The sequence below is a fragment of the Allobosea sp. P1_A7 genome (assembly GCF_056406775.1).
On the sequence record NZ_JBFTZN010000014.1, the window covers coordinates 1 to 18,225 of the forward strand.

16 protein-coding genes are annotated in these 18,225 nt (G+C 65.4%); 8 read left to right on the forward strand and 8 right to left on the reverse strand.

Annotated elements, in window-relative coordinates:
- The 5 genes from AC1D34_RS03630 to AC1D34_RS03650 all read right to left on the reverse strand — a co-directional run.
- Positions 1-630 (reverse strand): class I SAM-dependent methyltransferase (locus AC1D34_RS03630; protein WP_476823512.1); only part of this gene is annotated, 630 nt, incomplete at its 3' end.
- Entirely contained in the window at positions 627-2,903 is a 2,277-nt protein-coding gene (locus AC1D34_RS03635; RefSeq protein WP_476823513.1) for a glycosyltransferase, read from the reverse strand. The genes AC1D34_RS03630 and AC1D34_RS03635, both read right to left, overlap by 4 nt.
- 62 nt (positions 2,904-2,965) lie before the next feature.
- Positions 2,966-3,760: a calcium-binding protein gene (locus AC1D34_RS03640; protein ID WP_113517019.1), complete on the reverse strand. Its 795-nt coding sequence runs from the start codon at positions 3,758-3,760 to the stop codon at positions 2,966-2,968.
- 313 nt (positions 3,761-4,073) lie between these two features.
- Positions 4,074-5,429: an HlyD family type I secretion periplasmic adaptor subunit gene (locus tag AC1D34_RS03645; protein ID WP_476775026.1), complete on the reverse strand. Its 1,356-nt coding sequence runs from the start codon at positions 5,427-5,429 to the stop codon at positions 4,074-4,076.
- A complete protein-coding gene (locus AC1D34_RS03650) occupies positions 5,426-7,174 on the reverse strand; it encodes a type I secretion system permease/ATPase (protein ID WP_441490757.1) in 1,749 nt (582 codons plus the stop codon). The genes AC1D34_RS03645 and AC1D34_RS03650 overlap by 4 nt, the downstream gene beginning before the upstream one ends.
- A gap of 340 nt (positions 7,175-7,514) precedes the next feature.
- Between AC1D34_RS03650 and AC1D34_RS03655 the strand changes: the two genes are divergently transcribed.
- Positions 7,515-8,135 (forward strand): MarR family winged helix-turn-helix transcriptional regulator, encoded by a 621-nt coding sequence (locus tag AC1D34_RS03655; RefSeq protein ID WP_441490756.1) that lies wholly within the window; start codon positions 7,515-7,517, stop codon positions 8,133-8,135.
- 29 nt (positions 8,136-8,164) lie between these two features.
- A complete protein-coding gene (locus AC1D34_RS03660; RefSeq protein ID WP_476823514.1) occupies positions 8,165-9,322 on the forward strand; it encodes a glycosyltransferase in 1,158 nt (385 codons plus the stop codon).
- A gap of 7 nt (positions 9,323-9,329) precedes the next feature.
- Here AC1D34_RS03660 and AC1D34_RS03665 read toward each other — a convergent pair whose 3' ends face one another.
- Both AC1D34_RS03665 and AC1D34_RS03670 read right to left on the reverse strand, forming a co-directional pair.
- Positions 9,330-9,638, reverse strand: a complete 309-nt coding sequence (locus AC1D34_RS03665) for a hypothetical protein (protein WP_441490754.1) — start codon at positions 9,636-9,638, stop codon at positions 9,330-9,332.
- A gap of 283 nt (positions 9,639-9,921) precedes the next feature.
- Positions 9,922-11,073 carry an amidohydrolase/deacetylase family metallohydrolase gene (locus AC1D34_RS03670; protein WP_476823515.1) on the reverse strand — a complete coding sequence of 384 codons (1,152 nt, stop codon included), beginning with the start codon at positions 11,071-11,073 and terminating at the stop codon, positions 9,922-9,924.
- A gap of 180 nt (positions 11,074-11,253) precedes the next feature.
- Between AC1D34_RS03670 and AC1D34_RS03675 the strand changes: the two genes are divergently transcribed.
- The 6 genes from AC1D34_RS03675 to AC1D34_RS03700 all read left to right on the forward strand — a co-directional run bounded on the left by AC1D34_RS03675 (position 11,254) and on the right by AC1D34_RS03700 (position 17,636).
- Positions 11,254-12,819 carry an ABC transporter substrate-binding protein gene (locus tag AC1D34_RS03675; protein ID WP_476823516.1) on the forward strand — a complete coding sequence of 522 codons (1,566 nt, stop codon included), beginning with the start codon at positions 11,254-11,256 and terminating at the stop codon, positions 12,817-12,819.
- Between the two features lie 79 nt (positions 12,820-12,898).
- On the forward strand, positions 12,899-13,840 hold the full coding sequence (locus AC1D34_RS03680) for an ABC transporter permease (RefSeq protein ID WP_069878112.1): 942 nt from the start codon (positions 12,899-12,901) through the stop codon (positions 13,838-13,840).
- The gene (locus tag AC1D34_RS03685) at positions 13,837-14,697 is read left to right on the forward strand and encodes an ABC transporter permease (protein WP_476823517.1); all 861 of its coding nucleotides are present in this window, start codon (positions 13,837-13,839) and stop codon (positions 14,695-14,697) included. The genes AC1D34_RS03680 and AC1D34_RS03685 overlap by 4 nt, the downstream gene beginning before the upstream one ends.
- 1 nt (position 14,698) lies before the next feature.
- The gene (locus AC1D34_RS03690; protein ID WP_476823518.1) at positions 14,699-15,691 is read left to right on the forward strand and encodes an ABC transporter ATP-binding protein; all 993 of its coding nucleotides are present in this window, start codon (positions 14,699-14,701) and stop codon (positions 15,689-15,691) included.
- On the forward strand, positions 15,688-16,656 hold the full coding sequence (locus tag AC1D34_RS03695; protein WP_441490749.1) for an ABC transporter ATP-binding protein: 969 nt from the start codon (positions 15,688-15,690) through the stop codon (positions 16,654-16,656). The genes AC1D34_RS03690 and AC1D34_RS03695 overlap by 4 nt, the downstream gene beginning before the upstream one ends.
- A 71-nt stretch (positions 16,657-16,727) precedes the next feature.
- Positions 16,728-17,636, forward strand: a complete 909-nt coding sequence (locus AC1D34_RS03700) for a MurR/RpiR family transcriptional regulator (RefSeq protein ID WP_441490748.1) — start codon at positions 16,728-16,730, stop codon at positions 17,634-17,636.
- A gap of 130 nt (positions 17,637-17,766) precedes the next feature.
- On the opposite strand, the gene AC1D34_RS03705 is transcribed toward AC1D34_RS03700, so the two are convergent.
- Positions 17,767-18,051, reverse strand: coding sequence for an acylphosphatase (locus AC1D34_RS03705; RefSeq protein WP_441490747.1), 285 nt, complete (start codon positions 18,049-18,051; stop codon positions 17,767-17,769).
- Positions 18,052-18,225: the final 174 nt, after the last annotated feature.

Below are 18,225 nucleotides of genomic sequence, written 5' to 3' on the forward strand. Positions count from 1 at the left end.
GAACTTCAGGCGCTCCTGCCCCGTCGGCTGCCCGTCAATGGCGAAGGCGGTCAGGAACAGGCGTCCGCCTGGCGCAAGCAGGCGGCAGGCCTCCTTCAGGTAGACCGTCAGTTCTTCCGGCGGCAGATGCGTCGCCACAGAGACCATCGTGATGAAATCGAAGCTCTGGTTCGCGAAGCCGAAAGCGACTTCGGTGCCGGGCAGCGAACCCTGCGGATTGTAGAGGGGATGGGCGATGTCGAGCCGCTGAAAGCGGAAGCTCGGATAGACCGGCGTGATCGTCTGGGCACACCAGAGGATGCCGTCCATCACGGGGTCGACGCCGTCATAGCTCGCTTTCGACGGATCGAGATACTGCGTCAGCGGCACCGCCATGCGGCCGATGCCGCAGCCGATGTCGAAGACCCGCTCCGTCGGCTTCAGGCGGCCGATCCGGACGTAATGGCCCAGGAATTCCGCGCCGATCTCGCGGTAGTCGCCGTCACCGACAAAAATGTTCTCGGCCGGGGGATGCGGCAGGAAGCGATTGGTACGGATWTGGTCGAGCAGCCAGTCGAATTCCTTGCCGGGGGGGCTGAGGATCGTGCCCGGGCTGGGCTCTATGGGACGCAGTGCCAGGGTCGCCGTCATGCAGCGCTTGCCCTCCTGAGGACGGTACGGGGAAGAATGTCGGCGTCGCGCGCGGGCGCGGCCTTGCGCGGCAGAGCCGATTCATCGGCCATCAGCGCTTCGATCTGGGCGTCCCAGCGGCCCGTCTGCAGCCAGGCATTGTGCTGCGAGGCAACGCCGCGGGTGTAATCCAGGCTCTTGGAGATCGACTGGCGCTCGAGATGGTAGAGCGCGACGGACGGCACATACTTGATACCGAAGCCGGCCTGCCGGATCTTCAGGCAGAGGTCGCTATCCTCGTAGTCGCCGATGACATAGCTGTCGTCGAAGCCACCGACCTCGTTGAAGAGCGCACGCGGCAGCACGATGCAGGCACCGGTGACGCCGGGTACGAGCCGCTCGACATTGGCGGGCCGATAGCTGCCCGGCATGCCCTTGAAGTAATGATGGTTGAGCCAGACGCCGTGACGGTCCCGCTTGAAATGGAGGCCGGCATGCTGCAGCGAGCCGTCGTCATAGAGCAGTTTCGGCCCGACTGCACCGACACGCCCGCGCCGGTCGAGCTTGCGCGCCAGCGCGGGCAGCCACCCGGCCTCGCTCGGGATCACATCCGAATTGACCATGGCGAGCACATCGCCACGCGCCGCCTCGGCCCCGGCATTGCAGGCGGCCGAGAAACCGCCATTGCGGCCCATCACCACGAGCTGGATCGGCAGGCCATAGGCAAGGTGCAGGCCGCCGAGCAGATGCGCGACCTCAGCCTCATGCTCGGGGGAATCGAGCACATAGATCAGCTCGGCCTTCTCGACGAACCAGGGATCGGCCGCAAAGGCTGACACCTGGATCCGCAGAAAGTCATAGACCCGGTAGAGCGGGACCACGACCGAGACGCTCGGCCGGTCCGGCAAGGAGCCGATCGTCCGCACACGTGGCTCCGGCAGGCTGTCGCGCAGCGCGGACTGGCACGCAGCAAGCACGGGAGCGAGGCTCTGCTGCAGGATTTCAGCAGTGAGATGCTGCGGCGGAATCGAGGCCAGGGCCCGGGCGCGGATGGTCGCAATATCGGCGGGCTGCGGCGCCGGGCGCAGGAAAAGCGTGGTACCCGATCGCAGCTTCAGCTCGCACCGCGGCTGCAGGACAGGGGCGCCGCCGGCATAGTCGGGCACGAGACCGAGGAAACCGGTAACTGCTCGGTTGTCGCCACCGGGCTCTGCCATCACGGCCGGGAACCGCGCGATCCGGTCACCGATCGGGCTCGGCGCGCCGGTGCTGCGGTGAATGAGGACCTGATCGAGCAAGCCGTCCAGGTCGCGGTACCAACCACCGAGCAGCAGGCCGGCAGAGGTCGAGACGGCGAGATCGAGCTCGGCCGAGGGCAGGTCGTCGTGACGACGGACGCTCTGGACCGGCAAGGGCAGTCGCCTCTGCATCTCGATCGCGAGCAGGCGCCCCTGTTCGGACTGGCCGGCCAGTTGCTCGACGAGCCAGCTGCGCAGATCGTCGCGCTCACTGGCCTTCCCGGCCCACCAGCGGCCAAGCGTCGGCGCCGTGGCGCGCTCGGGAAGGGCCCGGACGATCAACCCGACATCGCTTTGCAGGACGAGCAGCCCTGCTCCGCGCGGCTGGGGCTCATCAAGGACCAGGTGCAGCGAGCGGCGGGCACTCCGGTCAGGTTTGCCGAGCCTCGGATTCGCAGCGATACGCGTCAGGCTTGCGGGGCCGAGCCAGTATGCCACCTTGATCGCGTCGAGGCGCCCGGGCACCGAGGATTCAAGAAGGATCTTGCCGTCGGGCAGCGCAGCGACCGGCAACACAGGCGTCGGTTTGCGGGAAAGTGCGAGCAGGAACTGGCGCAGGAAGGCGAGATAGGCGGTCGTCTCCCGCAGGTTGAACAGGGTTGGCCAGGTCGCGATCAGGGCGTTTGCCAGCGCAATCCTCGCGGCCGGCGTCAGCTCGCGCAGAATCTCGGGCGCCTCCGCCATTGCATGCACGAATTCGGGATCGAAGGAGACGGCCTGATCCGGACCGAGATTGCCACCGGACAAGGTCGCGACGATCTCGTCATGGCCGGAATGCCGGAAGACAGAGGCGATCCGGGTGCGCCCGTCGCCTAGACCCAGCGTCAGCGAGGCGGAGGAAACGCGCCGCTCCCGGCTTGCCAGCGATACGACCTGCCGATCAGCGAGCGGTCCGTCGAGGCTCCAGCTCAGCAGGAACACGGAACCACAGAGCCGCAGCAACTCGGGATTGGAGTTTTGGTCTCCGACCAACTGGGTCGTCGTGATCGTCAACATGGCTCAACTTCCGACGTGTCAGGGTGCGACGCCGGCCGGGAGTAGCCGGCGTCGCGAGGTCGTTACGCGACGGTGAAGTAGGAGTTCGGATCGCTCTGGACGTCCTCGGCGGTGACGCCGACGAGAGTGAGCGAATCGCCGTTGCCGAGATCGACAACCGCATTGCCGTTGACCGTCGTCGTCCGCGCGGCGAGGTCGTCTGCCGAGGTAACGCCAGTGCCGTTGATGTCGGAGGCGATCTGCAACATGTCGTGACCGGCATCGAAATCGAGCACGAGATCGTTGCCGCCGCCCCCTTCGAAGACGAAGACGTCGTTGCCGGCACCGCCGGACAGGATGTCGTTGCCCTCGCCGCCGAAGAGCAGGTCGTCGCCCGAACCACCCTGGAGGATGTCGTTACCCTCGCCGCCCATCAGGACATCGTTGCCCGAGCCGCCCTGGAGCAGGTCGTTGCCGAGACCACCCTCGAGCACGTCATTGCCGGAGCCGCCCTGGAGGATATCGTTCCCTTCGCCACCGATGAGAACGTCGTTGCCGGAGTCGCCCTGCAGCAGGTCGTTCCCCTCGCCACCCATGAGCACGTCATCCCCCTGGCCGCCGGAGAGCAGATCATTGCCCTCGTCGCCGGAAAGGACATCGTCGCCTTGACCGCCGAAGAGGATATCGCGCCCCTCGCCACCGAAGATGACGTCATCGCCTTGGTCGCCGAAGAGGACATCGTCGCCGTCTTCGCCGAACAGGACGTCTGCTCCATGGCCGCCCTTGACGACGTCGTCGCCGGCACCGGCATGAATCACATCGCTGAACCGTGTCCCGATCAAGAAGTCGTCGAACGCGCTGCCTTCTATCGTGGCCATAGTCACCTCCTGGAAATGAACTGAGGCGCCCCGAGGGTCTCGGCGCGCATTCGCCAAAACACCTCGCAAAACGGCGCCGCCCCAATGACGATCAGATGACTCGTCATTGCTCAACGGAGCTAAGCCTACCGAATATGTGCGATGCAGCAAGAGATTTGTTGTGACAATATTATGGCACGAAAAGATTTACTGGCGTTAATTCTCTAATTGCCAGACGTTATACATTGAATGAATTTCAAAATTCGAAATATAAATCGAAACGTATTCTTACTTTCCTGAATTCACTGCGAAAATTCGCACCGACCGCCCCTGTTCAGTCCTCCCGGAATGCCCGGTTGAAGCTCTCGGCGAAGGGGGCCAGCAGATAGTCCACGGCGCGCCGCGAGCCGTTCACGATCAGGACCTCTGCGGCCATGCCGGCATGAAGGGTGACCTTGTTCTGGGCGAGACTCTCTGGCGTGATCTCGGCCCGGACAATGAAATAGGCGACGCCGGACTTCTCATCGACAAGCTGGTCGGCAGCGACATAGGTCACCTTCGAGATCAGCGGCGGCATCAGCCGCGCATTGAAGGCGGTCAGCCGCACCCGCGTCTCGGCACCGAGCTTGACCGAGTCGATGTCGCGCGGATCGACCTTGGCCTCGACGATCAGGGGCTCGCGCTCGGGCACGATGTCGAGAATGGCCTCCCCGGCGGCAATCGCACTTCCGGCGGTCCGCGCCCGGATATTGGCGACGATACCCTCCTGCGGGGACATGACCACGAGGCGGCGCAGCACGTCCTCAGCCTGGACGATGCGCTCGACCACCTCGGACAAGGCGAGCTGGCTATCCTGCAGATCCTTGGCGATCTCGTTCTGCCGTTCGAGGCCGAGCGAGGTGATCTCGAGCTGCGCGCCTGCGACCGCCTGCTCCGCCTTGGCCTTGCGGGCCGCGGCCTCGCCACTGCGTCCGGCAAGCTCGCTCTGCTTGGTCTGGAGTTCGACAAGCTGGCTGCGCTTGGCATAGCGCTTCTCGTAGAGGTCCCCGACCACGCGGACCTCCTCGTCGATCAGGCTACGCTGAAAGCGCGTCGCCTCGATCTGGGCCTGAAGCGCCTCGGTCTCGGCCTGATGCTGCTCGATGACACGCTTCTGGATGCTGATGCGCCCGTCATAGACCTGGGTGCGCGCCTGGAAGAGCTTGCGTTCCGCTCTGATCACCTCCTGCGCAATCGGCGTTCCGGCCATCTTGAGATCATCGGGAAAGTCGATCTCCGTCGCGTTGTTCTGCTCGGCGCGCAGCCGGGCCAGCCTGGCCTCGAAGCCGACGCGCTTGCCGTGGAGCTGCTGCAGCTCGGCGCGGGCACGTGCATCCTCGAGCCTCAGCAGGGGCTCATCCTTGACGACGCGGTCCCCTTCAAGCTTGAGCAGCATCTTCAGGACGCCGCCTTCGAGATGGCTGACGGTCTTGCGCTTGCTGTCGACCACGACGGTACCGACCGCGACGGCGGCATTGTCGAGCCTTGCCGTCACCGCCCAGGCCCCGAAGCCGCCGAAGCCGATCGCGATCGCGCTGACACCGGCCAGCACGAGATTGCGCAGCGAGGGCATCCGCTCCTCCGGCTCCTCGACGGGAGTGACCGGGATGAGCGCGCGGCTCGTGCTCATGGGGGCTGGGAGCTTGCTCACGCCGTCACCTCGCGGGGCTTGCTCGCACCGGCCTGCGGCTTGGGTTCGATCTCGACGAGGCCACCAGGCGTGATCATGCCGGCGATCGCGGAACGCGGTCCGAACTGGGCGATCCTGCCCTCGCGCAGCACCAGGATCTTGTCGACGATCTGCATCACCGAGGGGCGATGCGCGATCAGGATGACCATGGCACCGCCCTCGCGCGCGGCATTGATGGCGCGGATCAGGCTCTGTTCGCCTTCCGCATCAAGATTGGCATTGGGCTCGTCCAGCACCAGCAGGCGCGGCGCGCCGTATAGCGCCCGGGCAAGGCCGATACGCTGGCGCTGGCCGCCCGAGAGCTTGAAGTCCCCGTCATTGACGTTCGTGTCGTAGCCGAGCGGCATGCGCCCGATCAGCTCATGCACGCCGGCAGTCCGAGCGGCCTCGAGAATGGCCTGCGGCTCCGGAATGCGCATCCGGGCGATATTGTCGGCGATGGTACCGTTCAGCAGCGAAACCGATTGCGGCAGATAGCCCACCATGGCGCCGAAGGACGCGCGCTCCCAGAGATAGACATTGTGACCGTCGAGATAGACGCCGCCGACATTCGGCTTCAGAACTCCGACGAGCAGCCGCGCCAGAGTCGATTTGCCGGCTCCGGACGGGCCGACGATGCCGAGCACTTCGCCCGGCGACAATGAGAACGAGACACTCTTGATGACGGTCTGCTCTGCCCCGGTCGGCGCGTAAACGACGCGGTCGATCACCAGATCGCCCTGGGTCGGTGGATTGGCGGTGGTCTGGCGCCGTGACGAGCCGAGCAGCAGCAGATCGCGCACGCGCTTCCACGCGGCGGCCGCGAGCACCCATTGCCGCCAGTCGGAGATCATCGAATCGAAAGGCGCCAGCAGGCGGCCGAGCAGGATGCTCGCCGCCATCAGCGTGCCCACCGAGACTTCGTTCCTGATGATCAGCGTGGCACCGGTCGCATAGATCGCGAGCTGCATCGTCATGCGCGAGGCGCGGGTCACCGCTGCAATCAGCTTGCCGCGGCGCGTGCCGAGATCGAGCAGCTCGATCATCGCCACCTGTTTGCCGCGCCAGCGCCTGGCCAAAGCCGGCAGCATACCCATGGCCTCGATCGTCTCGGCGTGGCGCAGACTGGCGCCGACATCGTTGATGCTGGCGACGCCTTCTTCGTTGGCCTCCTTCAGCACACGGCGCGTCAGCACGTCGGAGAGCACGCCGAGCATCAGCAATATGATCAGCGAGATCGCGCCGACGAGCCCATAAACCGGGTGGAAGGCAAAGAGCACGGCAAGGAAGATCGGCGACCAGGCCGCCTCAAGCGGCGTCGCAATGGCCGAGCTCGCGATGAAATAACGGATATCGTTCAGGTCGCGAATCGCCTGGGTGGCCTGGGCCGAGCCCTGTTCGAGCGAAGCACTGACCGCCGCTTCCAGCGCCGGCAGATTGAGGCGCCGGGCGAAGCCGCTCGCCATGGTCTGGAAGGTCAGGGAGCGAATGAACTCGATGACACCGTAGAGAACGAGACCAGCGATCGCGATCACCAGCAGCATGGTGAGCGTGTCGAAGCTGCGGCTGACGATGACGCGGTCCTGCACCTGCACCATGAACATCGGCACTGTCAGCAGCAGGATGTTGACGCAGAAACTCAGGAAGGCCGCATAGGCAAGGCCACCGGCAAAGGAGCGCTGCAGTTCACGGATCAAACCATCGGGCGCCGAAGCTGCGACCTTCATTCATATCTCCGTTGCAGAGGGGTCCGGATCGGCCAGGGTGACGGCCAACCATCAACCACAAARTATCGCTAGAAGGGGACACGATCGATTACTAGCATGTTGCGCTAGGAGTGTCGTTATGATGACAGACTAAGAATCGAATATCTTCGATTATTAAAGAGGAATATGGCCAAAAAACGCAATACTTTGAATTTTGAAACAGTTTATACATATCAAAAAATTGCTACAATCTTAGTTTCCACATATCGTCGATGGCATGTGCTTTGCGTATAGGCTATTCCACTCCAGAAGGGGTTTTCTTCGGGCGGGGTGCCCAATTTCAAACCAGGCGGAGTAGAGAATGCATTCGAAACCGCAATACGGCGCCCAGTTTTTGGGTGCCGCAGTCAACGGCCAGCCCGGCCGACCAGAGCGGAAAACTGATTCGGACAATGGAATTTCGAGGAACACCGTCACCCAGCTCGACCTCGCCCGTCTGATCGACAGGGTCCACCGGCGCTTTCTCGACTACCTGCGCCTGGAGTTGACCCGGCTGGGCGTCGATGATGTTTCGCCCTCGCAGGTGATGGTGCTGCTGACGATCGGCACTGGGGAGATCGCGGTGCGCGACCTGCTCGACCGTGGCTATTATCTCGGCTCGAACGCCTCCTATAACCTCAAGCAGCTGGTCGAGAGCGGCTACCTCGAGCGCGGCGCCTCGCCGCGTGACCGGCGGCTAGCCCGAATCTCGCTGTCTCCCAAGGGCCAGCTTCTGGTCGAGCGCCTCAAGCAGCTCGATGAGAGCAATCAGTTCGGCCCGAGCCAGGATCTCGATGTCGAACCGGACATGCGGACGGCCTACGACACCTTGCGGCGTCTCGAGCAACTCTGGAGCGACGCCCTGCGCTATGGAGGGGTTCTGCTGGCGTCATGYGCGTCTTATTCGTTCATCGTTCAGGATCTGGTCAATTCGCTCACCTGATCGGGCGCCTCCTCGGCGACGGCGCCGAGGTGACGCTGGTCACGGAACATGCGGAAGCCGTCCGTCCCGGGCTGCGCCAGATTCTCTACACCGTCAGCGGACCCGTAACGGCGAGCCCCAGCCTCGCCGCGACGGAATATCACGTCAGGACAGGCGAAGCCGTGGCCTCCGTCCTGCGGCGACTGCCGCGCAATGAACGACCCGACGTCATCATCGGTCATACCGGCTGGGGTGGGCTGCTCTTCGCGAAGGACGCGCTGCCAGCCACGCCGGTGATCGGCTATTGCGAGTACTATTACAACGATCGGGACTCGGATTTCGATTTCGAACCCGCGGACGAAGCGACGGACGCGGAGCGCATGCGGCTGAGAATGCGCAATGCCGCGCAACTCCTCACTCTGCAGGCCATCGACGCCGCCTATACCCCGACGCGCTGGCAGCACCGGCAATACCCTGCCAGCATCCGCGACCGGATCGCGATCTGCCATGACGGCATCGATACGCAGCTATGCCGGCCGAATGCGGAGGCCAGTTTCACGCTGCCCGATGGCGAGGTGATTCGCGCCGGCGACAAGATCGTCACCTTCGCCGCCCGTGACCTTGATCCCTATCGCGGCTATCCGCAATTCATGCGCGCCGCCGCGCTGGTCGCACAGGCAAGACCCGATGCCCGCTTCATTGTCGTCGGCGGGGATGGCGCAGGTTATGGCCGGCCGCGTCCGGATGGGCAGCTCTGGCGAGATGCGATGCTGCAGGAAACCCGGCTTGGCGAGCGCCTCGTTCACATTTCCTGGCTGGCACATCAGGAGCTTCGGCGACTGTTCCAGGTCTCCGCGGTTCATGTCTATCTGACTGTGCCCTTCGTGCTCTCCTGGTCCCTGCTGGAAGCGATGGCCTGCGGCTGTCTGGTCGTCGGCTCACGCACACCGCCGGTCCAGGAGGTGATTACCGACCGCCGCAACGGGCTGCTCGCTCCGTTTCACGACGTGCCGGCCCTGGCAGCCACGATCGTGCAGGCACTCGAACGGCGGGGCGAGCTCGAGGGCCTGCGCTGCGCGGCACGGGCGACAGTGCAGGCGAGATTCGAACTGGAAAGCTGCCTCGACCGACATATGCGCCTGATCGAGAGAGTGGCGGCACAGGGCGATCCCACGGGGACGGAGATGCCCTGGGTCGAGGCCGGCTGAAGCCGCGCTATTGCACCATTTGATCAGGGCCGCGCTGGAAGGTCATGGCCTCGGTGATCAGGCGTCCGCGCCGCATCGGCTTCACGCCGGCCTCCTGCCAGCCATCGGCCATCATCAGCCGCGCCACCATCCTGTGAATGCGCTTGAGATGGGTAGCGGGATCGCAGGATAACCAAGTTCCGCAGGTTTCTTCGATGAGTGTGACCAAAGGCTCGAGAGGAGGATCCCCCTGCTCGGCTGCGTATTGCAGGGCCGCATAGCCGGCCGGGGAGGAAATGATCTCCCAGACTTCGAGCGGTTCAGTTCCCCTCATCATGGTTGCCGGCCTTTCCGTCTGCCCGGCAGAACCGGACCTATTACTACCGCGAGTAGAAAATCCTGCGTCCGGCCGCCATCGGATGCAGAATGCAGAACTATACTACCGTTTCATTGAGGAAGGAAAGTGCCGGGCGTCGTTCCGCGAGCTCTTGGGCCGACGAATCCGGAGGGAATGGACCGCCGCGGGCGCGTCGTCCGCGGCATCAGGCCGCCGTCACAGCCGCGCAACAGCATCAAACTCCCCGGAAGCGAGGCCGTGCCGCATCTCGAGGCGTAATGCGTCAGCCCACCTGCCTCGTCTCTTGGCATGCCTCCCAGAGGCGGCCGCCGATCACGATCCCCGCCGCCGTCAGGCGCTCGGCCCCCTGCAGGATCGCGCCGGTCGAATCGACATAGTCGAAGGCCCCGGCCTCAAGCGACAGGATCGAGATGTCGGCGATCGCCCCAGGGGCAAGCGTGCCCAGCTCCGGACGCTCGATCGCCTGCGCTGCATTGACCGTCGTGCGCCTGATCACCTCGTCCAGCGGCATGCCGAGGCAGAGAAACTTTGACATCGTCGTCGTCAGATCAAAGGCCGGCCCCTCGATGCACAAGGCATGGACGTCGCTGGAGATCGTGTCCGGAGCAAAGCCGTTGGCGAGCATGGTGCGGGCGACGTCGAAGGAGAACGAGCCCATGCCATGGCCGATATCGAAGATGATGCCGCGCTCGCGCGCCTCATTGACGGCCGGCAGCACGCCGCCATCGCGCGTCACGGGCGAGTTCGGGAACGGCCGGAAGCAATGGGTCAGCACATCGCCGGGGCGCATCAGGGCGAGCACCTGCTCGAGCGTCGGAGGCGGGTGATCGATATGCACCATCATGCGCATGTCGAGCCGCTCCGCCGTCTGGCGCGCGATTTCGAGCGGGACGAGACCGGCAGTACCTGACGCGTGATGGCCGACGCGCACCTTCAGACCGGCGAGCACATCGCGATTGGCCTCGGCGACCGCGAGGGTGTCGATCGGCGCCAGCAGGCGCTGGTCACCGCTCTCGCCGACCATGATGGTCTTCGAGAACGCATAGATGCCGGCAAAGGAGATGTTGAGATAGGCAACGATTCGCACGGGGCAGGTGTCGATGACATGCCGGCGGAAGCCATCGAAATTTCCGGCACCGGCACTGCCGGTATCGACGAGCGTGGTGCAGCCGCGGCGCGCGAGGATCAGCGGGTCGACACCCAGCGACGTCCCGCCCCAATAGACATGAGTGTGCAGGTCGATCAGGCCGGGCGTGACGATCCTGCCGGAAACATCGTGGATCTGCGGAGCGTCCAGGCGCGGCGCCAGGGCTGCAATGCGTCCGTCCGCGACACCGACATCAAGAACCGCATCGATGCCCTGGCCGGGGTCGACAACCCGCCCGCCGCGCAGAACCAGATCGAGAGAGGACATTGGTTACCCCTGGGTCATATGGAATTTAATTACAGAGCCAGATAGAAATATCAATCACTTCGGCGCAAATTCACCCTTATATTGCTATGCAGCATGAAATTTGGCCATTGACAGATGCCATTTGCGTAATAAATTTTCATCACCCTCACAATAGGCAACGCGAACGGCAGGGAGAGGCCAATGCGGAACCGCGATCACAATCAGAATTCTGTCACCCGGCGCGGACTGGGCGTCCTAGCAGCGGCCCTTGGCGCCTCGGCTGCGCTGATGCCGATGGCGGCCATGGCGCAGAGCGCATCCAGCGCCAATCTTGCCATGGTCGGCGAGCCGCAGTCGCTCGATCCGATGGCGTCGACCGCAGATCTGGTCGGAACGATCATGCAGCACGTCTACGAGCCGCTGTTCACCTTCGATGCGAACTGGGCGACGCAGCCGATGCTGGCGGCAGCACTGCCGACGGTGTCCGCGGACGGCAAGACCTACACGATCGAGCTACGCAAGGGCGTGAAGCTGCATAACGGCCGGGACCTCGATTCCGAGGACGTCGTCGCCTCGCTGAAGCGCTGGCTCGAGATGACGCCGCGCGGCAAGGGTCTGGCGAAGAGCATTACGAGCCTGACCGCCAAGAGCCCGTCGACCGTCGAGATCCAGCTCAGCAAGGTCGAGCCGGCGCTGCTCGCCCATCTGGCGCTGCCCTCCGGCTTCGCCGCGATCATGGCAAAGGAATCGATCGCCACCCCGCTGACCGAATTCGTCGGCACCGGCCCCTACAAGTTCCGCGAGCGCAAGCCGGACCAGTTTGTCGTGCTGGTGAAGCATGATGGCTACGCCTCGCGCAGCGAGCCCGCCTCCGGCTATGCCGGCAAGCGCGAAGCCAAGATCGACGAGCTGCGCTTCATCCCGGTGCCGAGCGCCAATACCCGCGTCGAAGGCGCCATCGCCGGCCAGTATCAATTCGCCGACCAGCTGCCGGTCGAGAGCTACAAGAAGGTCTCCGCCGCGAGCGGCACGCGCCCCGTGCTGACCATGCCCTTCGGCTTCCCGTATTTCCCGACCAACACCAAGCAGGGGTCGATGGCCGACCTGAAGGTCCGTCAGGCCTTCCAGATGGCCCTCGACCTCGAAGAGGTGATGATGGCCGGCTTCGGCGAGCCGAAGTTCTTCGCACTGGCGGCCGAGCATTTCCCGAAGGGCTCGCCGTTCTATTCGGAGGCCGGCAAGGACAAGTACAGCAAGCCGGACGTCGCCGGCGCCAAGAAGCTGCTGGCCGAGGCCAAATATGACGGAGCGCCGATCCGTATCCTCAACTCGAAGCAGTATGATTTCCATCACCGCATGGCGCTGGTGATGGCCGAACAGCTCAAGGCCGCCGGCTTCAAGGTCCAGCTCGATGTCGTCGACTGGGCCACCCTGGTCCAGCGTCGCGGCGACCCGGCGCTGTGGGACATCTACATCACCCACTCGGCCTTCCTTCCCGAGCCGATGCTGTCTCCGCCGCAACTCGGCGAAGGCGCTCCGGGCTGGTGGTCGAGCCCGGCCAAGGAGGCCGCGCTCAGCGCCTTCAACAACGAGCCCGACCCGGCGAAGCGCGGCGCGCTCTGGGGCAAGGTCCAGCAGGTCGTCTATGACGAGGTGCCCTATATCCGCGCCGGCAACTTCGCCGCACTGGCGGGCGCCTCGCCGAAGCTGTCCGGCTATGCGGCAATGCCGTGGCCGTCCTTCTGGAACGTCGCTCTCGCCAAGTAAGGCGCAAGCTTGATGTGGCGGGGTGCGTTCGCGCGCCCCGCCACAGTCGTATCCGCTTCCCGCGAAAGGAGCGCATCCGGTGCTCGCACATATCGGACGTCGCCTCGCCGGCCTGCTGCTGGTCCTCTTCCTCGTTGCCGCGCTGGTCTTCTTCCTGACGCGGCTGGCGCCCGGCGACCCCGCGGCCCTGATGCTCGGCGACCAGGCGACGCCGGAGGATGTGGCGCGCCTGCGCGAGGCTTACGGGCTCGACAAGCCGCTCCTGCTGCAATTCGTGCTCTGGCTGAAGGAATGCGCGACCGGCAATCTCGGCCAGTCGATCTTCCTGCAGCAGCCTGTGACCCAGGCGCTGCTGCAGCGCGCCGAGCCGACCTTCTTCCTCGCGATGTTCTCGCTCGCCATTGCCGCGGCGATCGGCATCCCGGCCGGCATCGCCTCCGCGGTCTGGCGCGGCCGCCCGATCGACCAGGCGGTGAGCGGGCTCGCCATGCTCGCGGCCAATATCCCGAGCTTCTGGCTCGGCCTGATCTTCATCCAGCTCTTTGCCGTGCGTTTCGGCTGGTTCCCCGTCGCTGGCTATGGCGCGCCCGACGCCTCCTTCTTCGAGCGGCTCCAGCACCTGTTTCTGCCATCCGCCGTGCTCGGCGTCGTCAACTCCGCTCTCATCACGCGCTTCACCCGCGCCAGCATGCTCGATGTGCTCGATGCCGATTTCGTACGGACGGCACGGGCGAAGGGCATCTCGGAACTGCGCGTGGTGCTGCGCCACGCCTTCGGCAATGCGCTCGTCCCGATCATCACCGTGCTCGGCCTGACGCTCGCCCTGCTGATCGGCGGCGCGATCGTGACCGAGACCGTGTTCGGCCTGCCCGGCGTCGGCAATCTTGTCGTGTCGGCGGTGCTGCGCCGCGATTATCCCGTGATCCAGGGCGCGCTTCTGGCGGTCGCGGCCATCTACGCACTGATCAACCTGGCGATCGATGTGATCTACACCCTCGTCGACCCACGGGTGCGCCAATGAGCTCCGCCGTGACTTCAGCTCCGACACTTCTGTTCTTGCGCCGGCTCTTCCGCCGCAAGCTGGTGCTCCTTGCAGCCGTGATCCTTGTGATTGCCTTCGCACTCGCCCTGCTGGCGCCCTGGCTCTCCCCGTTCGATCCTGCCTCGATGCGCATGGCAAGGCGCTTGCGCCCGCCCGGCGAGGTGAACTGGTTCGGTACGGACGAACTCGGCCGCGACGTCTTCTCCCGGGTGATCTGGGGAGCCCGCGCCTCGCTGGGAATCGGGCTTGCCRTCGTCGTGATCTCGATCTCGATCGGGGCTGCGCTCGGCCTCGTCGCCGGCTATTTCAAGCGCGCCGACGCCGTGATCATGCGCCTGGTCGATGCGCTGATGTCACTGCCCGATATCCTGCTCGCCATCTTCCTCGTCGCGGTGCTCGGCGCCTCCGCGGGCAATGTCGTGCTGGCGCTCGCCATCGTCTACACGCCGCGAGTCRTCCGCGTGATCCGCGCCTCGACGCTGGTGGTGCGGGAACTGCCCTTCGTCGAGGCGGCACGCGCGCTCGGCGTCTCGATCTGGCGCATCCTCTTCGTGCATGTGCTGCTCAACGTCGCCTCGCCCCTCCTGGTGCAGGCGACCTTCATCTTCGCCTACGCGGTCCTTGSCGAAGCCGGGCTGTCCTTCCTCGGCGCGGGTGTGCCGCCGGAGACGCCGACCTGGRGCACGATGATCGCGTCCGGCCAGCAATATGCCGAGGACGCATTCTGGGTCGTCGGATTTCCCGGTGTCGCGATCGTGCTGGTCGCGCTCTCGCTGCAGATCGTCGGCGATGGCCTGCGCGACATGCTCGACCCCAAGCTCAGAAAGGCGCTGTGAGATGACCGCGCCCCTTCTCGCCATCGAAGATCTCGCCGTTTCCTTCCGCACCGAAGAAGGTGAGGTGACGCCGGTGCGCGGCGTCTCACTGCGGATCTCGGAGAACGAAACCGTCGCGGTGGTTGGCGAGTCCGGCTCCGGCAAGTCAGTGACGAGTTTCGCCACCATGGGCCTGCTGCCACGCCCGTCGGGGCGGGTCTCGCAGGGCCGCATCCTGTTCCGTCGCCGTTCCGGCGATACGATCGACCTCGCCACCGCGCCCCGGGCCACCATGCAGGCGCTGCGCGGCGCCGAGATCGCGATGATCTTCCAGGAGCCGATGACCAGCCTGAACCCCGTGCTGACCGTCGGCGAGCAGATCGCCGAGGCGGTGCGGCTGCATCTCGGCTATGACCGGCGCAAGGCCTGGGCGCACGCCGTCGAGATGCTTGGCCTCGTCGAAATCCCCGATGCGGCGCGCCGCGCCTCGGACTATCCGCATCACATGTCGGGCGGCATGCGTCAGCGCGTCATGATCGCGCTGGCGCTCTCCTGCCGGCCGGCCCTGCTGATCGCCGACGAGCCGACCACGGCGCTCGACGTCACGATCCAGGCGCAGGTGCTGACGCTGCTTGACCGGCTGCGGCGCGAGCTTGGAATGGGCGTGCTCTTCATCACCCATAATCTCGGCGTCGTCGCCGAGATCGCCGACCGCGTGACGGTGATGTATGCGGGCGAGGTGGTCGAAAGCGCGCCGGTTCGGGACCTCTTCAACGCACCGCGCCACCCCTATACGCGCGCCCTGCTGGAGTGCATGCCGTCGCGCGCAATCCAGGACTCAAGCGGTCGGCGCGTCGTGCGCTCGATCCCGGGGCAGGTTTCGCGCGTCGAGCGCGGTTGCGCCTTTGCGCCGCGCTGCGCTGATGCAACGCCTRCCTGCTCCATCGAGGCCCCCATGCTGGAGAATGATGCGGGGCGGCAGACACGCTGCCTGCGCTGGAGGGAACTTGCATGAGCACGGAACCGCTCCTCACGATTGCAGGCCTTTCCAAGAGCTTTGGCAAGGCACCCCACCTGGTGCGCGCCGTCAACGACGTCAGCTTCTCGCTGGCGCGCGGCGAAGCGCTCGGGCTGGTCGGCGAATCCGGATCGGGCAAGAGCACGATCGGCCGGCTTGCGCTGCGCCTGATCGATGCGTCGGCAGGTCAGATCCGTTTCGAAGGACAGGACATCACGGCAGCGCCGGAACGCCGGTTGAGGCTGTTCCGTCGCCAGGCGCAGATGGTGTTCCAGGACCCCTATGCTAGCCTCAATCCGCGGCTGCGCGTCAGCAGCATCGTCGGCGAGGCGCTCGATGCCCATGGCCTTGCGCGCGGGGCGGCACGCAAGGCGCGGATCGCCGAACTGCTCGAACTCGTCGGCCTTCCCGCCGCACATATGGAGCGCTACCCCCATGAGTTCTCCGGCGGTCAGCGGCAACGCATCGGCATCGCGCGGGCTCTCGCCGTCGAACCGAGACTGATCATCGCCGACGAGCCGGTCTCGGCCCTCGATGTCTCGGTGCAGGCACAGGTGCTGAACCTGATGCAGGACCTGCGGCGGCGGCTCGGCCTGGCGATGCTGTTCATCTCGCATGACCTCGATGTCGTCGAGCTGATGTGTGACCGGATCGCCGTGCTCTATCTCGGCCGCATCATGGAGATCGGCTCGACGGAGCAGGTCGCCCGCCATCCGCGCCATCCCTATACGCGGGCGCTGATCGCCGCATCGCCGAGGCCTGACCCGGACGCGCCGCCGCGCGAGCGCATGCTGACCGGCGACATCCCGTCTCCGCTCGCTCCGCCCTCGGGCTGCGTTTTCCGCACCCGCTGCCTGCACGCGACGGAGCGTTGCGCCAAGGAGGCTCCGGTCTTGCGCGGGACGGGATCGGAACATCAGTTTGCCTGTCATTTCGATATCAGCCACAGTCCGAGCGCATGACAGACATCGTCCCTGCTGACGCAGCCGGCCGCCCCAGCGGCCCCGACGATTCGATTGGCGCCTCCGACATCATGAGCTCCATCAGGCAGGGGCTCGGCGCGATGTCCGAGAGCCAGCAGAGGGTGGCGCGCCTGTTCCTCGACGAAGTCGAATGGGTGGTGAAGGCGAATGTCGAGGATATCGCGGCGCGCGCCGGGGTCAGCGCGCCGACAATCGTACGCTTCGCCCGGCTGGTCGGTTGCCAGGGCCTGAGGGACCTCAAGCTGAAGCTCGCCGGAGCGGTGGCGCTCGGCGCGCCGTTCCTGCACCGTTCCGTGCGGATGGGGGAGACCGCGAGCGACGTGCTGCGCAACGTCACGGGCAGCATCACGACCGTGCTCGCCGAATGGCAACGCCGCATCGATCCGCTCGATCTCGATCGCGCCGCGGCTGCGATCAGCAAGGCAAGGCGGATCGATTGCCTCGGCACCGGCGCGACATCGCATTTCCTGGCGCAGGATCTGCAGGCGCGGCTGTTCCGCCTCGGCCTGAACGCCAATGCCTTTTCCGATGCGCATTTTCAGCTCGTCGCAGCGGCAACGCTGACCTCGGAGGATGTGCTGGTCGCGATCTCCTTCGTCGGCCGCATGCCGGCACTGCTGCGCGCCGTCGAGGTCGGCAAGGCCCGTGGTGCGACGATCATCGCGCTGGCCCAGGGCGGAACGCCGCTTGCGCAGCTTGCCGACGTCGCGCTGCCGCTGGATGTTCCGCACGACACCGCAATGCTGGTCGGGACGGATGCATATGTGGTCCAGCTCATCGCCATCGAAGTGCTGATGATCCTTGTCGGCCTGCGTCAGGGCCCGCAGCTGATCGGCCGCATGAACGATGTTCAGCACGTCCTGCGCCATTACAGCGTCGACCGTGAAGACCCGTCGGTGCTGCATGCGGGCTGGCGCCAGATGCTGGACTCCGACCCGAACGCCGATCCAAAGGACTGATCGTGGGGGCCGGTGCGGCTCCGCACAGGCCAACCTCTTCGTGTCCGATCGCGCCACGATGGCGGACAACGCGGGAGACCGGCCCGTCGCGGGACCTCGTTCTCTTCCTGTCGCCGTGCCCATCACCCGTTCAGACGCTGGGCGCGATGACGAAGCCCCGGCCCGGAGCGCCGACGAGCGAGCCATCAACCTCGCTCCGATCGATGTCTTGGACGCCGGCCCCAGGCGGCCCATCGAAGGCATCCGCGGCTAGCGTCTCAATGATGTCGGACGGCCCCGAGACCACGGCCTCCACCGTGCCGTCGGCCCGGTTTCTCACCCAGCCCGCCACGCCTGCAGCGCGTGCGCGCGCACAGAACCACTGCCGATAGCCAACGCCCTGCACGCGGCCCGAGATGATCAGGTGAAGGTTCATGCTCCTTCCCGTCCCTTGGGCACCCGCGAAAACCGCACGCGCACCGCATCGYTCAACGGTCGCTCCCTCGGGCTGGCCATCGCAGCCGGGCGWACGGACATCCCCATACTACCGGACACCCTTCGACGACGCATCCCCGGCAATGCCGATGCGGGCGCGTGACCGACGGCTTGT

What these genes read in the sequence shown, in the direction of transcription:
- AC1D34_RS03635 (WP_476823513.1), bottom strand. Translation starts at nt 2,903, where the DNA reads ATGTTGACGATCACGACGACCCAGTTGGTCGGAGACCAAAACTCCAAT.
- AC1D34_RS03640 (WP_113517019.1), bottom strand. Translation starts at nt 3,760, where the DNA reads ATGGCCACGATAGAAGGCAGCGCGTTCGACGACTTCTTGATCGGGACA.
- AC1D34_RS03650 (WP_441490757.1), bottom strand. Translation starts at nt 7,174, where the DNA reads ATGAAGGTCGCAGCTTCGGCGCCCGATGGTTTGATCCGTGAACTGCAG.
- AC1D34_RS03665 (WP_441490754.1), bottom strand. Translation starts at nt 9,638, where the DNA reads ATGATGAGGGGAACTGAACCGCTCGAAGTCTGGGAGATCATTTCCTCC.
- AC1D34_RS03670 (WP_476823515.1), bottom strand. Translation starts at nt 11,073, where the DNA reads ATGTCCTCTCTCGATCTGGTTCTGCGCGGCGGGCGGGTTGTCGACCCC.
- AC1D34_RS03675 (WP_476823516.1), top strand. Translation starts at nt 11,254, where the DNA reads ATGCGGAACCGCGATCACAATCAGAATTCTGTCACCCGGCGCGGACTG.
- AC1D34_RS03695 (WP_441490749.1), top strand. Translation starts at nt 15,688, where the DNA reads ATGAGCACGGAACCGCTCCTCACGATTGCAGGCCTTTCCAAGAGCTTT.
- AC1D34_RS03700 (WP_441490748.1), top strand. Translation starts at nt 16,728, where the DNA reads ATGAGCTCCATCAGGCAGGGGCTCGGCGCGATGTCCGAGAGCCAGCAG.
- AC1D34_RS03705 (WP_441490747.1), bottom strand. Translation starts at nt 18,051, where the DNA reads ATGAACCTTCACCTGATCATCTCGGGCCGCGTGCAGGGCGTTGGCTAT.